The sequence below is a fragment of the Pantoea sp. Seng genome, from assembly GCF_009829935.1.
In the GTDB taxonomy this organism is placed as follows: domain Bacteria; phylum Pseudomonadota; class Gammaproteobacteria; order Enterobacterales; family Enterobacteriaceae; genus Pantoea; species Pantoea communis.
On record NZ_SZZV01000015.1, the window covers coordinates 16,897 to 36,770 of the forward strand.

Below are 19,874 nucleotides of genomic sequence, written 5' to 3' on the forward strand. Positions count from 1 at the left end.
TTTACAGCATCACCACACCTGATTGGCGATATCGACCACCAGACGAATCTTCTGCCACTGCTGCGCTTCCGTCAGGCTGTTGCCCTCTTCTGTCGAGGCAAAGCCACATTGTGGGCTGAGGCAAATCTGGTTCAGACTCACAAACTGAGAAGCTTCCTGCAGGCGCGCTTTCACCTGCTCCGGATCTTCCAGTTCACCGTTCTTAGTCGTGATCAGACCCAATACCACTTGCTGATGGCCGGGTTTGATAAAGCGCAGCGGCTCAAAACCACCGGAACGCTCGTTGTCATATTCGAGGAAGTAAGCATCGATATTCACCTGACCAAACAGAATCTCGGCCACCGGCTCATAGCCACCTTCGGAAATCCAGGTTGAGCGGAAGTTGCCGCGGCACACATGCAGACCAATGGTCAGGTCAGCTGGTTTATCTTCCAGCGCTTTGTTCAGCACCTCAGCGTAAATACGCGCCAGTTCCTGCGGGTCTTCACCGCGCTCACGGATCTGCTGCTGCTGATCCGAAGAGCACAGGTAAGCCCAAACAGTGTCATCCAGCTGCAGAAAACGGCAGCCCGCCGCGTAGAAAGCCGCGATCGCATCTTTGTATGTCTGCGCCAGGTCAGCAAAGTACGCTTTCAGATCGGGATAGACGGTGGCATCGATCACTTTACGGCCACCACGGAAGTGCAGCACGCTTGGGCTTGGGATGGTCATTTTCGCCACGGCGTCGCCCGCAATGCTTTTCAGGAAGCGGAAGTGATCCAGCATCGGGTGATGTGGATTAAAGGCCACCTTGCCGGTGACTTTCACGCCGTGCGCTTTGGTTTGCACGCCGTTGAACTGGATGCCCTGCTCCGCTTCAAATAGCTCAACGCCTTGCAGATCGCCAAAGAAGTCAAAGTGCCACCAGGCGCGACGGAACTCGCCGTCGGTGACCACTTGCAGGCCGTTAGCGCGCTGCTGCTCGACCACGTGGCGGATTTCTTTATCTTCTACCTGACGCAGCTGCTCAGCCGTGATCTCGCCATTGGCAAACTGCACGCGCGCTTGCTTGATCGCCGCAGGACGCAGAAAACTGCCGACGGTATCGGCACGGAACGGTTGTTGTTGTGGCATGTTCACTCCTGGCTAAACGCATAATTGCGTCAGGGTATAATTTCACCCGGTTATTTATAGCCATCTGGATGGCTAAATGTCCATAAAGAGTGACATGCTGAAACAAATTGGGCAATGGAAGAAAATTCAGGTGACGTGAATAAAATTCATGATCGGGTGCTCGTTCTTCCATTTTACTCAATGGCGGCACGTGCCTGGGCCATCTGGCTTTCGGAAAGTGGCAAATAACCGCCTTCAGTTACCCGGCGCTGCCCTTCAGGTGATAACACCTGATGCAGGAACGCATTCACCAGCGGCGGCAGCGGTTTGCCCGGCGCTTTATTGACGTAAATATAGAGCGGACGCGACCACGGATAGCGGCCGCTGCGAATGGTTTCGGCGTCCGGCATCACGCTATCGCCGCTGGCAGTGACGATGGGCACCATCTTCACGCCGCTTAAGTGAAAACCAAAACTGGCATAACCAATGCTGTTGGGTGTTGCCGCGACGGCCTGCACCACCGCCGCCGAGCCGGGAAACTCCGCGACGTCTGAGCGGAAATCCCCTTTACACAGCGCCTGCTGTTTGAAGAAGCCCCAGGTACCTGATGCCGAATTACGGCCAAAACGCTGAATACTGCGTCGCGCCCAATCTCCCTGGTTGAGGCCAAGATCGCCCCAGTGCTGCGGCACCGAGTGCGCACCACACAGACGAGTGACAGAGAAAAGGGCATCGAGTTGCGGTTGATCGATACGCGTTAGCGGGTTGTCCTGATTGACCACCACCACCAGCGCATCCATCGCCACCGGCACCGCCAGCGGGGGATAGCCGTAGCGCGTGGTAAACAGTTGGCGTTCATCAATTTGCATCGGGCGGCTCATCGCCCCGAGCTGGGCAGCGCCTGCCGCCAGCGCGGTGGGTGCGGTTGAGGATCCAGCCGCCTGTACCTGAACGTTAACGCCCGGTGACTGGCGGCTGAAATCCTCGCCCCATAAGGTCATCAGATAGCCGAGGGTGTCGGAACCGACGCTGCTCAAATTGCCGGTGAGCATGGTTTGTTGGCTTTGTGCCAGCGTAGAGCACAGCAGCAACGTGAACAGCAACAGCGATCTCATCAGGTCTTCCGCAAATCAGGTCAGGAACATTGAACTGCACATTCTGTCGCGCCGCGATTCATCACGCAATCAATTGCGCCACTTCATCGTGCTTAACTGACCTTACTGTGCACGCTCTTCGCCACAATCAAACGTGGCGGCAGCACGAAACTAAAACAGGTTTCCTGATGCGGAATACTGGTGATTTCCAGCCGTGCATTATGGTGGCTCAATGCATGCTTAACGATCGCCAACCCTAAGCCACTGCCGCCGGTGGCGCGCGATCGGGCTTTATCCACCCGATAGAAACGCTCGGTGAGGCGCGGTAAATGCTCCTCGCTGATCCCCGGTCCGTTATCGCACACTTTGAACTCCGCGCCCTCTTTGGTGCGCAGCCAGCTGATATCCAGGCGCGTCCCTTCCGGCGTGTGATTCACCGCGTTGTACACCAGATTAGAAATGGCGCTGCGCAGCTGTTCATCATTACCGAAGACTTTGAGGTGCGGATCCGTGCGGAAATGGATGCTGTGTCGCCCCTGGCTGAGCGTTTCCGCCTCGCGCTGCAACAGTTGCAGCATGCCCGGAACATCCACCGTCTCTTTGAGATCGATAGCCGGTGCGGCCTCGATACGCGACAAGGTCAGCAACTGTTTCACCAGGCTATCCATGCGACGCGTTTGCTCCTGCATGGTATGCAACGCCTTGCCGCGCGTGCGCTCGTTCATCGTCGCATCGTCCATCATCTCCAGATAGCCCTGCAGCACCGTTAACGGCGTACGCAGTTCATGACTGACGTTGGCAAAGAAGTTACGCCGCGCCCCTTCCAGCTGGTGCATTTGGGTGACATCGCGCGCCACCATCAACCACTGCCCTTCGCTGTAGGGCATCACACGGAATTCCATATGATGTTGATTGTTCAGCACCAGCGTCAGCGGCTTGTCAAAATCGCGTTGGCGGATATAGCGGGAAAACTCAGGATAGCGTAGTAAATTGAGGATGTTCTGGCCATTATCTTCCGGCCAGCGCAGCCCAAGATGCTGTTGTGCCAGCCCGTTGCACCAGAAAATGGTGCCCTCTTCGGTGGTCAGGATCACTGCATCGGGCAGGGATTCGGCGCCGCTACGAAAGCGCTTAATCAGGTTACCCAACTCACGACGACGACGGCGGTTACGCAGTTGCATCTGGTACAAGCCGTAGAACAAGGGCTCCCAGCTACCGCGCCCGGCGGGTGGCGTCATAGAACGATCGACCCACAGCCAGTGCGACAGACGCATCAGATTTCTAAAGTGCCAAAACATCACACCTGACACCGCGATCAGCAGTAGCCAGGGCAGATAACCGAACAACAGACCAAGCACCAGCGCGGGCAAACAGACCAGCGCCAGCTCAGTCAATAATCTCTTCCAGGAGAGTCGTTCCAGCACGGTAAAAGACTCCGTTTAGTAGCGGGCAGAGAAACGATACCCTGTTCCGCGTACGGTTTGAACCATGCGATCGTGGCCAGATACTTCCAGTGCTTTACGTAAACGACGGATATGCACATCAACGGTACGATCTTCAACGTAGACGTTGGTGCCCCATACGTGGTTCAGCAGTTGTTCACGGCTGTAAACACGCTCCGGATGCGTCATAAAGAAGTGCAGCAATTTATATTCGGTGGGTCCCATTTCCAGCGGGGTACTTTCCGACATCACGCGATGCGAGGAAGGATCGAGGCTCAGACCCTGCATCTCAATCACCTCTTCCACCGCCATCGGTGAAATACGGCGCATCACCGCTTTGATACGTGCCATCAGCTCTTTCGGTGAGAAAGGCTTGGTGATGTAGTCATCGGCGCCGACTTCCAGACCGCGTACGCGATCTTCTTCTTCACCGCGTGCCGTCAGCATCATCACCGGGATGTCGCGCGTCATGGCTTCACGTTTCAAATGTTTAATAAACTGAATACCGCTGCCGCCAGGCAACATCCAATCCAGCAGAATTAAATCAGGCCAGGGTTCGATCAGCTTACCAATCGCGCTGTCATAGTCTTCTGCCTCAATAGGCTGGTAATCATTCTGTTCCAGCACGAAACATAACATTTCACGGATGGGAGCTTCGTCTTCCACAACCAAAATGCGCTTAGCCATTATAACTCCTGCTTTTGTGACAATAGGTCACTGGGATTTGCGGCGCCATTATGCGTCAGTTTTATGACACTTTTATGAAAAACCCTCCCTATGATAGATAGTGATAAAACAGAAATGTGACAACGATTATCGCTTTTTTTTCTTTGCGATCTGAAGAGGTTATAATTCGCCTTCGCTTAACGAAGCAGGGAGTATTCATGCGCATCATTCACACCGCGGATTGGCATCTTGGTCAGTTCTTTTACAGCAAAAGCCGGGCGGCCGAGCATCAAGCCTTCCTCGACTGGCTGCTGGCACAGATTACGCAGCATCAGGTGGATGCCTTAATCATCGCGGGAGACCTGTTTGATACCGGTTCGCCACCGAGCTATGCGCGTGAAATGTTTAACCGCTTCGTGGTGGCGCTACAGCCAACGCACTGTGAATTGATTGTGCTGGCGGGCAACCATGATTCTGTCGCTACCCTGAATGAATCACGCGAGTTACTCGCCTGTTTAAATACGCGAGTGATCACCAGCGCCACACCACAGGGCGAACAGCAGGTGCTGACGCTGCATCAACGCGATGGCACGCCGGGCGCACTGCTGTGCGCGATTCCCTATTTACGTCCGCGCGATATTTTGCGCAGCCAGGCGGGACAATCCGGGCGCGAGAAGCAGATCTCACTGCTGGAAGCGATTGAGCAGCATTATCAACAGTGTTATGCCGCAGCGCTGGCCGAGCGGGCAGATCGCGCACTTCCCATCATTGCCACCGGTCATCTCACCACCGTTGGCGTGACCAAAAGCGACTCGGTGCGCGATATCTATATCGGCACGCTGGATGCCTTCCCGGCGCAGGCGTTTCCCGCCGCGGATTACATTGCCCTGGGCCATATTCACCGTGCCCAGCGCATTGCTGATAGCGATCATATTCGCTACAGCGGTTCACCGATTCCGCTCAGCTTTGATGAATTAGGTCGCGAGAAAAGCGTGTTCCTGCTGGAGTTCAGCGCTCAGCTGGAAAGCGTCACTCCCCTCCCGATCCCGCAGTTCCAGCCAATGCAGATGCTAAAAGGCTCAATGGCGGAGATCGAACAACAGCTGAGCGAATTTAGCGAGGGAGATCGCGAGCAGCCCGTCTGGCTTGATATTGAAATCACCACGCAAGAATATCTCAGCGATTTGCAGCGCCGCGTTGAGCAACTGACCGAAGCCCTGCCGGTGGAAGTGCTACTGGTACGCCGCAGCCGCGAACAGCGTCAGCGCAGCCTGGCACGCATGGATAATGAAACGCTAAGCGAATTGAAAGTCGAAGAAGTGTTCGCCCGCCGTCTGGCGCAGGAAGATCAGTTAGATGCCGAACAAGCCGAGCAACTCACCCAACTGTTCCGCACCACCCTCGCCGCGCTGGAGAACCCGTCCGCATGAAAATCCTGACGTTACGCTTTAAAAACCTCAATGCGCTGCGCGGTGAATGGTTTATCGATTTCCGCCGTGAACCCTTTGCCAGCAACGGCTTATTTGCCATAACCGGCGCGACCGGCGCGGGGAAAACCACCTTGCTGGATGCCATTTGCCTGGCGCTTTATCACCAGACGCCGCGCCTTGGCGTGCTATCCCAGACGCAAAACGAACTGATCACCCGTGACACCGCCGAATGTCTGGCAGAAGTGGAATTTGAGATCAAAGGCGAAGCCTGGCGCGCCTTTTGGAGCCAGAACCGCGCACGCGGCCAGGCGGATGGCAAATTGCAGGCACCGCGTGTCGAGCTGGCGCGCGTGGCGGATAACCAGATTGTGGCCGATAAGGTGGGTGACAAACTCAAGCTCATCGAAACCCTTTCTGGCCTCGATTTTGACCGTTTCACCCGTTCAATGATGCTGTCGCAAGGCCAGTTCGCTGCCTTCCTCAACGCCAAGCCGGGCGAACGCGCCGAACTGCTGGAAGAACTCACCGGCACCGAAATTTACGGCCAAATCTCGATGCAGATTTACGAGCGCTGGCGCACCGCACGCAGCGATCTGGAGACACTGCGCGCCCGCGCTGGCGGCATGATGCTGCTGGATGAGACGCGTCGCACAGAGCTGATGCAGCAGGTTGAAGCCTTAACGGCGCAGGAAAAAACGCTGAGCGAGCAGCTTGAGCAAGCGCAACAGCAACAACAGTGGCTGACGCACTCGCAACAGCTGGCGCAGGAGCAGCAGCAAGCCGCACAGGCGAACCTGGATGCCGAACAGGCATGGCAGCGGGCGGAAAGCGATCGCCAACGCCTGGCACGCGCGGAACCGGCTGAAAAGCTGCGAGAAAAACTTCAGCAGCGTGAGCAGTTGCAACAAGATTACCAGCTCGCAACCCAGCAGGCGCAGCAGCTCCACACGCAGCAGCAAAATGCGCAAACCGCGCTGCAGCAGGGTGAAAAAAGTTATCAGACGGCACAGCAAGCGCGTGAGCAGGCACTCGCCGATCAGCAGCAGCTGGAAACCTTGCTTACCGAACAGGTGATTCCGCTCGACCAACAGCTCGCCAGCCTCGCACAGCAGTTGGCGGAGCAGCAGCGCCTGCATGCGCAACAGTCACAGACAGTGCAGCAAAGCCAGATCGCGCTCAGTCAGCATCTGCTAACACGTGAGCGCTTACAACAGCAGCTGGCAGAACAGCAGACATTTCGCAGCCGTGAAGCGGCGGTAGCAGACTGGGGGCCAGAACTGACGCGCTGGCAAGCTGATATCGCCCGTTTCGATGAACGCGAGCAGGCGCTGACACAACTTCGTGCGCAACAGCAGCAGCAAAACGCGCAGCTGACCCAGCAGCAGCAGGCGATTGCCGAAGGTGATCGCAGGTTAGAACCTCTGCAGCAGGCTGAGACGCAGGCCAGCCAGCAACGTCAGCAAGCGGAGCAGGTACTCACTTCACTTGAGACTGAAATCAGCAGCACCTCACTGCGTGACGCGCTGACACAGCATCAACAGCAGCGCGCGGCACGCCACCAGCTCAGCTTACTGGCGGCGCGCTGGCAATCGTTGCAGCCGCAGTTGCAACAGCGGCAACAAAAACTCACGCTGTTACAGCAACAGCATCAGCAAGACGAACGCGCTTTGCAGGCACTGCGCGACGATTACAAACGTGAGAACCAGACGCTGCTCGATCTGCGCAAAATCTGCGAGCTGGAGCGCACCATTGCACAGTTGGCTGATGAACGCGCCCGGCTGCAGCCCGATCAGCCCTGCCCGCTGTGCGGTTCGTGCCAGCATCCGGCTATTGCGCAGTATCAGCAATTACAACCGGGTGAAAACCAGCAGCGGCTGGCGGCACAGGAAGCGCGGGTTAACAAGCTCAAAGAATCAGGCACGGCGAAAAGTGAACAGCACAAGCTGTCGCTGCAGCAGCAGCAGGTGCTGCAACAGGAGATTGCCGAATTCGAACAGCAACTCGCGGTGGCGCGCGAGCAGTGGCAAGCTTTAAGCGGTGAGCTGGCACTTACCTGCACGTTAGATCAGCAGGAAGTCTTTACGGCGTGGCAACAGCAGCAGGATGCGCAGGAAGCCACGCAGCAGCAGCAACTGCAGCAGCGCGAAAATGCGGCGCGAGCGTTACAACAGGCCAAAGACGCGCATCTGGTACAGCAACAACAGTGGCAGCAGCAGCATAGCGCACAACTGCTGGCACAACAGCAACTGAACAACCTGCAGCAAGCGCTGGATGAACTTAATCAGCGGGAAACTCAGGAACATAGCGCCTGGCAGCAGTTAGCGCAGCAACTGGAACAGCAGCTTACGGCACATCAGTTTGCGCTGCCCGAACGCGATGCCCGTGCCAGTTGGCTGGCTACGTTGCAGCAGCGCTGGCAAGCCTGGCAGCAGAGTGAGCGCTTGCTGGCTGAGTTACAGCCGCAACTGGCTAAAGCCGACAGCGAGCAGAACAACCTGCAAAGCAACCTGACGCGCGAGCAGCAGCAGCTGGAGACATTGCAGCACGCGCTCAGCAGCCTGCAACAGCAGCACGCAGAACAGCAGCAGCAGCGTCAGCAACTGTTTGGCGATCGTCAGGTGAGCGTTGCGCGTCAGCAGCAGCAGGCCTTGCTGCAACAGTGCGAACAGGCGCTGGCGCAGCAGTTACAACTGTGGCAGCAGGCACAAAGCCAGCTGCACAGCCTGAATGGTCAGTGTGAGCAAATTGATAGCCAAATTCAGGCCATGCATCTGCGTATGCAGGCGGCAGAAACGGCGTTTAACAGCGCACTCCAGCAGAGCGCCTTCGCCGACGAGCAGGCATTGCGCAGCGCGTTGCTGGACGAACAGGACATTCAGCATCTGCGCCAGCATCTGCAAGCCCTGGAGCAACAGCGTCAGCAGCAGATTACCCTGCACCAACAGCTGGCGCAGCGCGTCACTGCCCATCAGCAACAGCGCCCTGCCACGCTAAGTGACGAAGTGGCGGCGGGTATTGCTGAACAGCTGGAATCCCTGCGTCTGGCCCTGCGCGACAATGCCCGTCAGCAGGGTGAAGCGCAGCAGCAGTTGCACAGTGATGCCCAACAGCGTCAGCAGCAGCAATCATTACTGACGCAGATTGCCAATGACGAGGTGGAGTTGACGCAACTGGGTCGCCTGAATGATTTAATCGGTTCAGCCAAAGGCGATAAATTCCGCCGCTTCGCCCAGGGATTAACGCTCGATCATCTGGTATGGCTGGCGAACCGTCAGCTTGATCGCTTACACGGACGCTACCTGTTGCAACGCCGTGTCACCGATGAGCTGGAGCTGGAAGTGGTCGATACCTGGCAGGCCGATGCCACGCGCGATACCCGCACGCTGTCCGGCGGCGAAAGCTTCCTGGTGAGTCTGGCACTGGCGCTGGCGCTGTCTGATTTGGTCAGCCACAAAACGCGCATTGAATCGCTGTTCCTTGATGAAGGCTTCGGCACGCTGGACGCCGAAACACTCGACACCGCGCTGGATGCCCTCGACGCATTGAACGCCAGCGGTAAAACCATCGGCGTGATCAGTCACGTTGAAGCGATGAAAGAACGTATTCCGGTGCAGATCAGGGTGCGGAAGATGAATGGACTGGGTTACAGCAAGCTGGAGTTGCCGGGGGAATAAACGTCCGTCCCGCCATCAAATGAGCCTCTTTTCACAGGGTGCGGCTGTCTGGCCGCACCTGACATTCAGCTGTGCGTCGTGCGAGCCATTGAGCGAAAAATTCTGGATCTAATCAGAGTCAGAGAAATGCCATAGCAATCCCCTTACTGCTCGGTAAACTGGCCACCATGTTTTGCAAATCCGGGCAAATTGATGAACGTATTTCGCCGTATTGCTGGCACATTGTTGTTGAGTACCCTACTCAGCGCCTGCCAGCATGCCCCATCGCATCCCATGGAAAGTATGACCAACCTGTGCCAGCCACAGAGCGAACCGGGCAGCGCATCCTGCAAATGGACTGATGAGATGCAGCGACAGCTCAACCGGCAATTTTCCGATGCGGCACATTACGCGGGACAGCAATGTATGGTGCGACTGGAGTGGCAAAACAGCGGGCGCTATGCAGTCACGCAGACGCAAGGTGATGAAACCCTGTGCCTGCGCGCCTGGCAGTTGATTGGTCAGTCGAAAGGATTACCGCCGCCACCGGATCGCACCCAACCCGCGTGGTTCGGCTTTGCGCCGCATCAGGCTAACTCGCCAGCCCATCCTGTCGCCACTGGCGCGGGCTAATGCCAAACCAGCGCCGGAAGGCGCGTGAAAACGCACTGACTTCGGAATAGCCCAGCAGCAGCGCCATCTCCGAGATCGGCAACTGCTTTTGTTGCAGGTAGTGCGTGGCCATTTCGCAACGCACTTTATCCACCAGCGCGGTGAAGCTGATGCCCTCTTCGCGCAGCCGCCGTTGCAACGACCAGCTCGACAGCCCCATTTTATCCGCGATCTCTTCCAGCACCGGTTCGCCCTGCATCAACGATAAGTTGACCTGCGAACGCGCCTGCTCCACCACGCTTTGCAGTGAAGCGCTGCTATTCAGACGGCGGATGGCATCCTGCATCACCATTAACAACATCGGATCCTGCTCTGGCATGGTGCGCAGCAGATCGCGTTTGGGGATCAGCAGTGAGTTGAACGGTTGATCGAACCACACTGGCGCATCAAACACTTTGCAGTGCTCGTGCCACTGCTCCGGCCGGGGATGCTCAAAATGCACCTCGCGCGGCGCCCAGTTTTTGCCGGCCACGTGACGGATCAGATTGAGGAACATGCCGAGCGTCAATTCCGCATCCTGCCGACGTGAGAGGATCGCCCCGTGTCGCACCTGATAATCCAGCCGCCAGCAGTCGCCTTTATCGACCAGGCGCGTCAGCGTATCGTGCTGATGCCAGGGGAAAGCATTCACCACGTTGTGCAGCGCCTGCTCCAGCGTCGGTGAGCATAAGCCGATATAGCCAATCAGCCCTAATGACTGCGGTTTGAACTGCTTGCCGTAATGCAAACCGAAGTTATCAAAACCAGAGTGGCGCGCCGCTTCTTCCATCACTCGGCAATAGTTGACCAGACCAAGGCTGAGCGTCGGGCTGGCCAGCAGTTCGGAATCAATGCCGCTGATACCAAAAATACGATCAACATCGCCGCCTTTGTCGGTGATAAAGGTGCTTAAGCCGGTTGCAGCTGCTGCCAGCACGCCACGGTTGTTGGCCTGGGCCGAGAGCGAACTGTACGCTTCAGAAGGAGTCATCAGTGATTGCATCGGAACCTCACAGGGATCGCGCGAGTGAAACTAATGGTGGGATCCAGCAAGATTCGTACCATGACGCTTGAAGAGGCCGCCATCAATGATGACCCGACTAGATTCGGTATCCTTTATCAGCGTGCGCGTTGATGCGCACCTTGCTAAAGGTCCGGTGTCATGCCGAAGCCTGTGCAGTGATGCGCATCTGGCTAAGCGCAGCTCAAGGATACGGAGGCATTCCGTTGCGCCCCGCTCACGCTCAGCACACAACATCAAGGAGCGATTTATGGCGCAACGGCGTGAAAGTCACCCCCAGAGATCGCAATAAATTGCGCCGCTACGACGCACTGCTGCCCGCTACTGGTGCAACTCAAACGCCAACCGGCAGCTGATTGGTTTCCAGATAGCGACGGCATAGACGCACCGAGTGATCGGCCCAACGCGGCCCCAGGCTCAGCGCCATCTCGGTGTCTGCATGGGTGCCCATCCATGCGGTCATCTGGATACGACGTTGAATCAACAGCGTCGGCACCAGCGCCATCTCCTCATCAGTGATGTGCGCCACACGCTCGTAGCCCTGGATCCAGTTATCCACCCATTCGGCGGCACGCGGATGATGCTCAACAAAACTGATCGCCGCCGCCAGATCGTGCAGATACCAGCCCATGCCGCAGTCATCAAAATCGATCACCCGGGTTTCACCTTTGTGCAGCAGCAAATTGGTGAGGCGCAGATCAGCGTGGATCAAGCCATAACGATCCTGTCCTTTACCAAAGCCCTGCAACTCTTGCCCGACCCGCGCCACTGCTTCAGCGACAATGCCATGATCGGCAGGATTGAGATTGGGCGCATCCTGCCAGCGGCCCCAGTGGCTGTGATCGCTGACCATGGTGTGATGATCCCAAATGATACGCTGGAAGCCAGCCGGTTTTTGCCAGCTGCGACTGTGCTGATGCAGGCGCGCAGTGATGTGCCCGAGCTGCTGGAAGGCTTTGGGATCGACCTCGGTGGTGGGCATCTCGCCCTCGATCCAGTGGAACAGTACTGCGTGTCGCACGCCGCCATCGGGCATGCCTATTGTCAGCACCGTTTCGCCATCACTGGCCGGGATCGCCTGCGGCACCATAATGCCAATCTCACGCAGCGCGTCGAGCCACAGCAGCTCGCTCTGGATATCCGCTTTGCTGTGATAGTCAGGACGATGCAGGCGCAACGCATAACGCTTACCGCCCGCCAGCAACAGGAAGGTGGCGTTCTCCGAGCGACAAAGTAGCTTCAGCTCGCCCTGCAAGGGCGCGGGATAACAGGCCAGCGCCTGCTGTGCCAGTACGGTGGTTTCCGCATCAGTAAGGGTATCGGATTGTTTGGCGCTCATTCATCTGTCTCCAGCATCAATCTTAAAGGAAGCAAGTGTTATCAGCATGGGATGACAGCGTTCTGACTGCTTGACCGCAGATAACCCAAAGTTGACCGCAGCGTACATCTGGCACTTTTCTTGCCTCAGAGTTGACCGTGGAGGACAAAACTCACTGCGCCTGCGTCAAGTTTTCCCGCTGCAGGCGGCGGCATTATCACTTCACTGTAGTGCATAGAACAAAACAGCGCGGTGCAGCCGCCGCACAACAATCACGACGGGGAGACGATTATGACGAGTAAGCTCAAACCCACGCTGGGCACTCTGCATTTGTGGGGTATCGCGGTTGGACTGGTAATTTCCGGGGAGTATTTTGGCTGGAGTTATGGCTGGGGCGTAGCGGGCACGTTGGGGTTCCTGATCACTACCGCACTGATCGCCACCATGTACACCTGCTTTATTTTTAGCTTTACCGAGCTGACCACCGCCATTCCACACGCCGGTGGCCCGTTTGCTTACAGTCGCCGCGCCTTTGGTGAAACCGGTGGTTTGATTGCCGGTCTGGCGACGCTGATTGAGTTTGTGTTCGCCCCACCGGCGATTGCCATGGCGATTGGTGCTTATCTCAACGTGCAGTACCCGGATCTCAATCCGAAAACCGCTGCGGTCGGCGCTTATCTGGTTTTCATGACCCTCAATATCCTCGGCGTGAAGCTGGCGGCGATGTTTGAACTGGTGGTGACGGTGCTGGCGGTGCTGGAACTGCTGGTGTTTATGGGCGTAGTGTCGCCGGGCTTCAGTATCGCCAATTTTGCCGCTAACGGTTGGGCGGGAAGCGATCATTTCGGTATGCCAGCCCTTTCCGGCATCTTCGCGGCTATTCCTTTTGCCATCTGGTTCTTCCTCGCCATTGAAGGCGCCGCCATGGCCGCCGAAGAGGCCAAAGATCCGAAGCGCACCATTCCCAAAGCTTACATCACCGGGATTCTGACGCTGGTGGTACTGGCGATTGGCGTGATGCTGTTGGCGGGCGGCGCAGGCGACTGGCGTAAACTGTCTGACAGCAACGATCCGTTGCCGCAGGCGATGAAGATGATCGTCGGCGAGCATTCAAACTGGATGCATATGCTGGTGTGGATTGGCTTATTCGGACTGGTCGCCAGCTTCCACGGCATTATCCTCGGCTATTCACGTCAGTTCTTTGCCCTGGCGCGCGCCGGTTATCTGCCGCAGGGTCTGGCGAAACTGTCACGTTTCCAGACGCCGCATCGCGCCATTATTGCCGGTGGCGTAATTGGTATCGCGGCAATCTACAGTGATGGTCTGATCAACCTGCAGGGCATGACGCTGACGGCGGCGATGATCACCATGGCAGTATTTGGCGCCATCGTGATGTACCTGATGAGTATGCTGAGCCTGTTCAAATTGCGCCGCACCGCACCCGACATGGAACGCAGCTTCCGCGCACCGGGTTATCCGATTATTCCCGGTATCGCGCTGGTGCTGTCACTGGTGTGTCTGATTGCCATGCTGTGGTTCAACCCGGTGATTGGCGGCCTGTTCGTGGGGATTATGGTGGTGGGATATATTTACTTCCTCGCGACCAAAACTCAGCGTCAGAATGCGCCGCAGGATGCGATGTTGATGGGTGAGTAATCGCGGGACCAGAGGGCGCAAAACTGCGCCCTGTCCAAAGGTCGCTATTGAGGCGACCTTTTTTCTAGGATTTCAGCGGCCACAACCATGCCGCACCGCGCACACCGCTTGAATCGCCGTGCACCGCTTTCAGCACTGGCGTTTCGCACTCGCGGCCAAACACCCACTGCTTCATCAGGGCTGGCACTGTCTGATACAGGCGATCGTTATTACTCATCCCGCCGCCCAGCACGATCACATCCGGATCGAGCAAATTCACTACCTGCGCCAGCGACTTAGCTAAGCGCATTTCGTAACGGCTCATCGCCAGCTCTGCTACCGGATCCTGCTGCTCAATCAGTTTGATGATCTCTGCGCCCTTCAATGCTTTACCGCTCAAACGCTGATAATCGATGGCAAAGCCGGTACCCGATACAAAGGTTTCAATACAGCCCTGCAAACCGCAATAGCAAGGTACTTCTTCGCGATGGCGAAGTTCATCTTCATCCATCCACGGCAAAGGATTGTGGCCCCACTCGCCCGCATTACCATTGCCGCCAATGCGCGATTCACCGCCAATCGCCACGCCCGCGCCCGAACCGGTGCCGATGATCACCGCGAACACCAACGGCTGACCCGCGCCTGCACCATCCACCGCTTCGGAAACCGCTAAACAATTCGCGTCATTGGCGATGCGCACGTCACGATTCAGCGCCTGCGCCAAATCCTTGTCCAGCGGCTGTCCATTCAGCCAGGTGGAGTTGGCGTTTTTTACCCGCTGGGTGTACGGCGAAATCGTGCCGGGAATGCCAATGCCTACCGTGCCTTTTTCCCCGGTTTTCTCCTCTGCCAGCAGCACTAAATCCACAATCGCCTGGACTGTGGCGGCATAGTCATCGCGCGGGGTATTGACGCGGTGACGGAACAGCTCTTGCCCCTGATCGGAGAGCGCAATCACTTCAATCTTGGTACCGCCTAAATCAATCCCAATACGCACGATTTATTCCTCATTATTCGTTCAGGTGACAGATACAGTAGAAGGCTGAATCGGGAAAGGCAATGAAACCAATCCGATGTTTCGCTATCATGCGCGCTGACTTTGAGACTTGTGCGCCCGATCGCACCCACGGTAAGGAATCCCGATGTTGTGGTTTAAAAATATGATGGTTTATCGTCTGAATCGTGACATCCCACTGTCCGCAGACGATCTGGAAAAACAGCTCGACGCCTTCACGTTTTCGCCGTGCGGCAGCCAGGATATGGCGAAAACCGGCTGGGTTTCACCGATGGGCAACCGCGGCGAAGCGCTGACGCATGAAATCAACGGCCAGATCGTGATTTGCGCCCGCACCGAGCAAAAGATCCTGCCTTCGCCGGTGGTGAAGCAGGCGCTGGAAGCGAAGATCGATAAGCTGGAAGCGGAACAGAGCCGCAAGCTGAAGAAGACCGAAAAAGACTCGCTGAAAGATGAAGTGCTGCATAGCCTGCTGCCACGCGCGTTTAGCCGTTTCAGCCAGACGTTTATGTGGATCGACACCGTGAACAACCTGATCATTGTCGATTGCGCCAGCGCTAAAAAAGCAGAAGACACCCTGGCGCTGTTGCGTAAAAGCATCGGTTCGCTGCCGGTGGTGCCGCTAACGCTGGAAACCCCGATTGAGCTGACGCTGACCGAATGGGTGCGTTCTGGTGAATTGCCGGCCGGTTTCGCGCTGATGGATGAAGCAGAGCTGAAAGCGATTCTGGAAGACGGCGGCGTGATCCGGTGTAAGAAACAGGATCTGATCTCCGATGAGATCGCCACCCACATCGAAGCTGGCAAAGTGGTGACCAAACTGGCTCTGGACTGGCAGGAGCGTATTCAGCTGGTGATTGCCGACGATGCCTCGATCAAGCGTCTGAAGTTCAGCGACACGTTGCGTGAGCAGAATGACGACATCGACCGCGATGATTTTGCCCAGCGTTTTGATGCCGATTTCACCCTGATGACCGGCGAACTGGCCGCGTTGATCAGTAATCTGGTGGAAGCGTTAGGCGGCGAAGCCAAGCGCTGAAGCCTGAATCGTTTACCCCCCACCTGGCTACGCTGAAGCCAAAAAGAAACCGGGAATGCTAAAAGCATTCCCGGTTTAATGATGACTCATGCTGAAAGTCAGCGTTTACAGATAGCGGCAGAGATAAGACGTTGGCTCAGCCACCTGCAAGTGGAATTCGCTGTGACCCGGCACGTTGAAAACCGAACCGGCTTCGTACCATTTCCACTCGGTTTCACCTGGCAGCAGCACTTTCAGTGCGCCGCTCACGACCGTCATCTCTTCCGGCTGTCCTGTACCGAAGGTGTACTCACCTTCTGCCATCACGCCAACGCTGGCACGGCCAATGGTTACGCTGTCGAAACCAATGGATTTCACTTTTCCGTCGAAATACTCACTTACGTTGAGCATGTTACTTCCTCACAGCACATTATGGTGTCTGGCAGATTACAAGGGAACTCGCTGATCTGTCACGCGAAAAAGCAATACAGATCGCGACTTGTGATCGGCCTCAGTCAGACGATCAACTCTGCCGCTAACTTCGCCACCAGCACGTTGGATAACAGTACCGGAATGCCCAGCATTTTCTGCAGGAAATCCCGGTGCTTCTGGTGATAGCCAATACAGTCGAGCACCACCACATCCGCCCCCTGCTCTTGCAGCGACAGGCCCGCCTCGATCAAATCATTCTGCTGTGCCAGATAAGGGCTGGCGACGGCAAAGCATGGCGCGCTGTTCAGATTCCGCCATTTACTGGCCTGCTCAGCGATCTGCTCTTCTACCGGCACGACAATTCCCACTTTATGTTCCTGCACGATGGCCTTGACCAACGGTGGGATAATGCGGTCCGGCTCCAGCAACAGCGCCTTTTCGGTTTTCAGCGTGCCAAATTCACCGGTGCACAGCAGCAAAATCGTATCGTAGCCCTGCTGTTCCAGCGCCGTAATCTTGCGTTGCAGTCCCTGCTCAACTTTTGGCCCCGACAGGCGCACCTGCTCGCCGGTGGTCATACGCGAAACCAGCACTTTCTCACCCGCTTCAGGCGAGAAGAACTGCTCCACCTCAGCGAGTGTCAGGCCGTCGAGTAATCCGGCGTGAGCGACTTGCTCTTCCGGTAAGTGATCCTGCAGCAGCGGCAGAATATCGCTACGCGGGGATTGACCAATCGTTAAGGTAACCAGGGACTGTTTCATCATTAAGCTTTCCGCGTACGCAGGTGACTGAGACTACCATACAAAGAGTGTAGTAATGCGTACTCTTGTTTGTCATAGAACTGACAGGTTTCACGGCCAAACTCTTTCGCCACTTCCACCGCAAACTTCACGGTCGCCGCGATATCGACTTCATGGCTGGCACCGGTGCCGCAACCTGGCACGACCGATTCCGCGCAGATCGCCACGCCAACCACTGGCACATCGGTGGCGGTTGACGGCTGCAGGATGCTGTTAAGGTGATACACACCATTGCCATAAGGCGTGATGTCCTGCGTAGTGATCGGGAAGGTCACAGCAGGAAGACCGCTGGTCATCTCCATAATGCGCAGCAGATCTTCTGATACGCGCAGGATGTAACCCTCTTTCACTGTCGGCGAGATCGCGTAGCCTTTATGATTCAGGATACGGTTACCTTTGGTGGTATCGATGGAGAGAATCGCGTCCACGCCGTCGATCACTTCGTTGTCATTCATGGTGATGTCATCGCATGGCGAGTCCATGAAATCCACCGGCTCATGCGGACGGGTTGGCGCATCCGGGCAGATGTGAGTAGTGATAATCACGTCACCCGCCAGCACATCGCCTTTGGTCTGCATCTGTGTCAGCTTCAGCGCACTGCTCACCGCCGCCACTGCGCCATCTGCATCCGACACCATACCGATACGCGTTGGACGCGCACCGATGCCGCCTAAACGACCGACAATGCCCAGCGTGGGTGCGGTGCCGCCTTTGCTCTTGCCCTGCGCACCAGGAATATCAATGCGCACGAAATCAGTACGCCCTTTCGGGCCGGTGACGCGCTTGAAGCTGGCGGTCACGCCTGGGTAGCCGGCAAAAAGATCCACCACCTGCTGGCCATCCACGTAGGCGCTATCGAGTAACTCAAAAACCTGCAGTGTCTGATGTAAACTCATATTGAATTCCCTGGGTTATTTCTTGGTGCTACTGGCAAAAAGAGAATGGAAGAAGCTGTACAGCGCGTCGCCCGCAATAAACCCTGCGGCCATCACCTCCATCGGTGAACGTCCACGCTCGCCCCACACTCGAATGATCAGGATACGCAGTGCGATCCCCACCATCACCGCCCAACCTGCTGCGGCGTTGTTGATTAACAAACCGGTCGCCAGCAATACGCCTAACTGACGCTTCGGCCCACCGATAAACTGAATAATCGCACCCGGAATCGCCCACATCAGCAAGCTTCCGGCAATGCCTGGCTCGGCACCGGCCTGAATGGTTTTGGCGTAAACGCGTGCCACTGGTGGCAGCAGGTTTTCGGCGAAGAACAGGTTGTGTGCGTACCACACCACTGGAATACAGATCACAAAGGCGATCATCGCGGCGATTAACTGGATACGGCGGCCCCACAGCTCTTGCTGTAGATCGGCACCGTTACCGCGCAGGATAAAGCCGGCTTTCAGGTCGTAGCCCATATCGGCAAAGGCCGGTCCTGTTGCGGCGGTGAAGCCACACAACAGGCAGAGCGCCAGCGGCGGGAAGCCGAGCAAAATACCGAGGATCAGGGTTATCAGCGCTACGGCAAAGGCCGGGAACCAGCCTGAGTGCATCGCGGCGATGCCGACAATCAATTCATGCACGAAGGCAGCAAACGCGGCATACACGATAAACAGCACCAGCATCGGCAAGCCCATCTGGCTCCACAAACCGCCCGCCAGTGCCAGCAGCGTGGAGATGATGATATAGCCAACGGTGCCGAAGCCGAGTGAACGCTTCACTTCGCTGTCGCTGCGGCTGACATTCAGCTGATCGTTGCGACGGCTGACAATCACCTGCACGACCTGAATCAGCGCCACCAATCCAGCGCCGACCATCATGCCGTGTGGGATATACAACGCATTGATATCGATACCAGCAACCGGTTGCGCATATGCACGCAACAGAAAACCAATACCCAACATGCTCAGCGCCCAGATATTGCCAATAAAAGCAGTACCGAAGGCTGACATGGGGATTTTCAACATCGAACCGGCAATGCCGCCGACAATACCCACCACCAGCAACCACGCCTGACGGCCGCCTTTATCGCCGGCTTTGATCGCTTCCGCGGCTGCCACGCCCGGTGGCCACGCATTGCTGGCCGGGAACACGCGGGTATCGAACAGGCGGTATAGCAGATAGGCATCCAGCAGCATCGCCGCACTGACACCGACAAACAGCGGCAGTACCAGCTGCGGTTCACCCAGCGCCCACGGCACGGCAATCGGCATCAGCAGACTGTTCGCCGCACCAAAGGTGGCAGAAGAGATGGCGGTTTGCGCAAGGTTCTGTACTTCGATGGAGCGATAACGACGGAACCATTGCAGAGGAATGCGCGCCAGCAACATGGCAAACAGCGCACCGATAATAGAGGTATTGGGTGTCACCCCAATGGTGGTAATCAGCTGAACCCCGATGATGGCACCTGCTACAGACAGCAGAACCAGCATTAAGCCCACGCCGATACTTTTTATTGGATTATGTTGACGCATATTATCCCCGTATTTTCACCCTGTAGAAAACGCGTAATACGTTTTATGCCCGACACGCGGGACATCAACGCTTTTAATAAATCGTTCCCTGATTTTTGAAATAGGCAGGTCCGAAGACCTGCTATTTCCCTGGTGT

Annotated in this window: 16 protein-coding genes; 5 read left to right on the forward strand and 11 right to left on the reverse strand. The window is 56.6% G+C overall.

Annotation, left to right across the window (positions count from 1 at the left end):
* Window positions 1–9: 9 nt before the first annotated feature.
* The 4 genes from FD737_RS16020 to phoB form a co-directional block, all read right to left on the reverse strand.
* The gene (locus FD737_RS16020) at window positions 10–1,113 is read right to left on the reverse strand and encodes a cobalamin-independent methionine synthase II family protein (RefSeq protein WP_160834003.1); all 1,104 of its coding nucleotides are present in this window, start codon (window positions 1,111–1,113) and stop codon (window positions 10–12) included.
* Window positions 1,114–1,286: 173 nt separating this feature from the next.
* Entirely contained in the window at window positions 1,287–2,207 is a 921-nt protein-coding gene (locus FD737_RS16025) for a PstS family phosphate ABC transporter substrate-binding protein (protein WP_160834004.1), read from the reverse strand.
* A gap of 92 nt (window positions 2,208–2,299) precedes the next feature.
* Complete coding sequence (phoR, locus tag FD737_RS16030; protein ID WP_160834005.1) at window positions 2,300–3,610, reverse strand: phosphate regulon sensor histidine kinase PhoR; 1,311 nt, start codon at window positions 3,608–3,610, stop codon at window positions 2,300–2,302.
* Between the two features lie 15 nt (window positions 3,611–3,625).
* Window positions 3,626–4,315 carry a phosphate response regulator transcription factor PhoB gene (phoB, locus tag FD737_RS16035; RefSeq protein ID WP_034830536.1) on the reverse strand — a complete coding sequence of 230 codons (690 nt, stop codon included), beginning with the start codon at window positions 4,313–4,315 and terminating at the stop codon, window positions 3,626–3,628.
* 197 nt (window positions 4,316–4,512) lie between these two features.
* Between phoB and sbcD the strand changes: the two genes are divergently transcribed.
* From sbcD to FD737_RS16050, 3 genes are all read left to right on the forward strand, one after another.
* Complete coding sequence (sbcD, locus tag FD737_RS16040) at window positions 4,513–5,724, forward strand: exonuclease subunit SbcD (RefSeq protein ID WP_097117512.1); 1,212 nt, start codon at window positions 4,513–4,515, stop codon at window positions 5,722–5,724.
* Window positions 5,721–9,398: an SbcC/MukB-like Walker B domain-containing protein gene (locus tag FD737_RS16045; protein WP_160834006.1), complete on the forward strand. Its 3,678-nt coding sequence runs from the start codon at window positions 5,721–5,723 to the stop codon at window positions 9,396–9,398. The genes sbcD and FD737_RS16045 overlap by 4 nt, the downstream gene beginning before the upstream one ends.
* A 192-nt stretch (window positions 9,399–9,590) precedes the next feature.
* Complete coding sequence (locus FD737_RS16050; RefSeq protein WP_160834007.1) at window positions 9,591–10,010, forward strand: cell envelope integrity TolA C-terminal domain-containing protein; 420 nt, start codon at window positions 9,591–9,593, stop codon at window positions 10,008–10,010.
* Here the strand turns inward: FD737_RS16050 and FD737_RS16055 are convergent.
* Both FD737_RS16055 and FD737_RS16060 read right to left on the reverse strand, forming a co-directional pair.
* Window positions 9,970–11,031, reverse strand: coding sequence for an AraC family transcriptional regulator (locus FD737_RS16055; RefSeq protein ID WP_160834008.1), 1,062 nt, complete (start codon window positions 11,029–11,031; stop codon window positions 9,970–9,972). The two genes, FD737_RS16050 and FD737_RS16055, sit on opposite strands and share 41 nt — an antisense overlap.
* A 352-nt stretch (window positions 11,032–11,383) precedes the next feature.
* Window positions 11,384–12,388, reverse strand: coding sequence for a phosphotransferase enzyme family protein (locus FD737_RS16060; protein ID WP_160834009.1), 1,005 nt, complete (start codon window positions 12,386–12,388; stop codon window positions 11,384–11,386).
* A 270-nt stretch (window positions 12,389–12,658) separates the two neighbouring features.
* On the opposite strand from FD737_RS16060, the gene eat reads away from it, so the two are divergent.
* Entirely contained in the window at window positions 12,659–14,023 is a 1,365-nt protein-coding gene (gene eat / locus FD737_RS16065) for an ethanolamine permease (RefSeq protein ID WP_160834010.1), read from the forward strand.
* Between the two features lie 64 nt (window positions 14,024–14,087).
* Here eat and mak read toward each other — a convergent pair whose 3' ends face one another.
* Window positions 14,088–14,999, reverse strand: coding sequence for a fructokinase (gene mak / locus FD737_RS16070; RefSeq protein WP_058961461.1), 912 nt, complete (start codon window positions 14,997–14,999; stop codon window positions 14,088–14,090).
* Between the two features lie 145 nt (window positions 15,000–15,144).
* Here mak and rdgC point away from each other — a divergent pair, with 145 nt between their 5' ends.
* A complete protein-coding gene (gene rdgC, locus FD737_RS16075) occupies window positions 15,145–16,056 on the forward strand; it encodes a recombination-associated protein RdgC (protein WP_034830523.1) in 912 nt (303 codons plus the stop codon).
* A gap of 105 nt (window positions 16,057–16,161) precedes the next feature.
* Here rdgC and ppnP read toward each other — a convergent pair whose 3' ends face one another.
* The 4 genes from ppnP to FD737_RS16095 form a co-directional block, all read right to left on the reverse strand.
* Window positions 16,162–16,446, reverse strand: coding sequence for a pyrimidine/purine nucleoside phosphorylase (ppnP, locus tag FD737_RS16080; protein ID WP_034830521.1), 285 nt, complete (start codon window positions 16,444–16,446; stop codon window positions 16,162–16,164).
* A gap of 104 nt (window positions 16,447–16,550) precedes the next feature.
* On the reverse strand, window positions 16,551–17,228 hold the full coding sequence (locus FD737_RS16085; RefSeq protein WP_160834046.1) for an AroM family protein: 678 nt from the start codon (window positions 17,226–17,228) through the stop codon (window positions 16,551–16,553).
* A gap of 2 nt (window positions 17,229–17,230) precedes the next feature.
* Window positions 17,231–18,163 carry a DUF1177 domain-containing protein gene (locus FD737_RS16090; RefSeq protein WP_160834011.1) on the reverse strand — a complete coding sequence of 311 codons (933 nt, stop codon included), beginning with the start codon at window positions 18,161–18,163 and terminating at the stop codon, window positions 17,231–17,233.
* Window positions 18,164–18,178: 15 nt separating this feature from the next.
* The gene (locus FD737_RS16095; RefSeq protein WP_058961463.1) at window positions 18,179–19,738 is read right to left on the reverse strand and encodes an OPT/YSL family transporter; all 1,560 of its coding nucleotides are present in this window, start codon (window positions 19,736–19,738) and stop codon (window positions 18,179–18,181) included.
* Between the last annotated feature and the right edge of the window lie 136 nt (window positions 19,739–19,874).